Annotated in this window: 1 protein-coding gene and 1 pseudogene; one reads left to right on the top strand and one right to left on the bottom strand. The window is 36.7% G+C overall.

What is annotated here, in order from left to right:
* Positions 1-256: 256 nt before the first annotated feature.
* A pseudogene (locus H540_RS0122230) lies at positions 257-784 on the bottom strand (transposase); the annotation flags it as partial.
* Between the two features lie 243 nt (positions 785-1027).
* Between H540_RS0122230 and H540_RS0122225 the strand changes: the two are divergent.
* Complete coding sequence (locus H540_RS0122225; protein ID WP_028402433.1) at positions 1028-1318, top strand: hypothetical protein; 291 nt, start codon at positions 1028-1030, stop codon at positions 1316-1318.
* Positions 1319-1488: the final 170 nt, after the last annotated feature.

Raw genomic sequence — 1488 nt, 5'->3', positions numbered from 1 at the left:
GCAGATTGACTCAATATACCTTCTTTTGGAAAATAAATCTGTTTGCCCAAATTTGAAAGCATAGCAAATACATGTGGATTTTCACGCTGAATGGTTTCGTTTAACTGATTAGCCAGTGAATGCATAATATTCTTCCTTTCAATCTTTTATTTCCTAATTATTATATCATTTTCATCGTTGTAACTGAATCAATTTCATAATTGTTTTTCTTTTAAACTTGAATTTTCAGAATTTCGATGTGATATTTTTTAAAATATTAGGCAGCTTTGCTCTTTTCCTTCCGTTGTCGATTGATGCGGTCTGCAGCCAGTTTGGAAGCATTATAAACAAGCGGCACAAGGTCGAAATGAACTTTTGCACGCTTTCCTGTTCGATATCGTACATTTTTTAACTGAAAGAACTCTTTTAAATAGGCATGTACTCGTTCCACGGCGGGTCTTTTGTTATACAGATTTTTCCATGCTCCTGACCCCTGACCGGGAGCGCTGTATTTGCGGAGATCCGTTTCCATTTTGATTTTATAGACCTTTTGACAAAGGGAATCATGGGCAAGCCGACACGTTTTGCATTCATTTGGCTGCGTGTATTTCAAGGTTTGATACTTCTCATCAAAGCTGTCATATCGATAGGAATGCTCTCGTACGCAGGTGGGAGCGAAGTACGCATCAAACCCAAGAATTTCTCTCTCCTTTCGCTTATTATAGGCAATGATGACTTTAGCTTTCATACGATAAAGCTGTTTGTAAATCGCTTCATAAGCGTAGCCTGCATCCATTACGCCGTAAATATACTTCTTCGTTTTACATAACCCAGGTTATCGGAAGTTCAACCGTTCGTAAAAGTATACATCCGCATCAGTTGGAATATAATGGAAACGATAGTGAGAATTTTAGAAGCTAAAGCCTTATACTAGCAGGATAAGCGGCAGCCAAAATCGCGAAAAGTCTGCAGAAACGGCAGGAAGGAATGATCCAAACAGCGAATTATATAGTGTACGTAGACTTTCAAAGGGAAAGGGGTAAAAAATATGATATTTTCCGAATGGGATGAAGCATTGACCCACCAAGACCCGCAGAAAGAAAAAGAAGCATTGTATCAACAGCTTATCAATGATAATAACGTTTTATTTTTGTTGGACATAGCAAAGCAGCTTGACAAGAGTATTACAAATTTAGAAGAAGAATACGGAACAAAAGCAGCAGAACTTGCAGAAATTCCATTTAATCGATTAATCCGTCACATTTTAGATATTTGTAAAGTAACTAATCTTGACATAAAAGCTAATAATATAAACCATTTTAAACTTAATTACTTATGAGGGAATGTATCGAAAGAGAACATACTTCATGACTTTGTAATTTTTAAATGATAAGCAGCGGCACAGCTGCTTTTTTTTTATATTTGTGGGCGTAAAACTACGATACCTTTAGGTTCGTGGATGTAAGCCCACGGTTTTCATCCTTGTTCTTGCATGTATTTTTGAATCGT

The organism is Ectobacillus panaciterrae DSM 19096 (assembly GCF_000430785.1).
GTDB classification, from domain to species: domain Bacteria; phylum Bacillota; class Bacilli; order Bacillales; family Bacillaceae_G; genus Ectobacillus; species Ectobacillus panaciterrae.
The sequence above is the reverse complement of the archived record's forward strand: the minus strand, read 5'-3'. Positions and strand labels throughout refer to the sequence as shown.

What these genes read in the sequence shown, in the direction of transcription:
- H540_RS0122225 (WP_028402433.1), top strand. Translation starts at nt 1,028, where the DNA reads ATGATATTTTCCGAATGGGATGAAGCATTGACCCACCAAGACCCGCAG.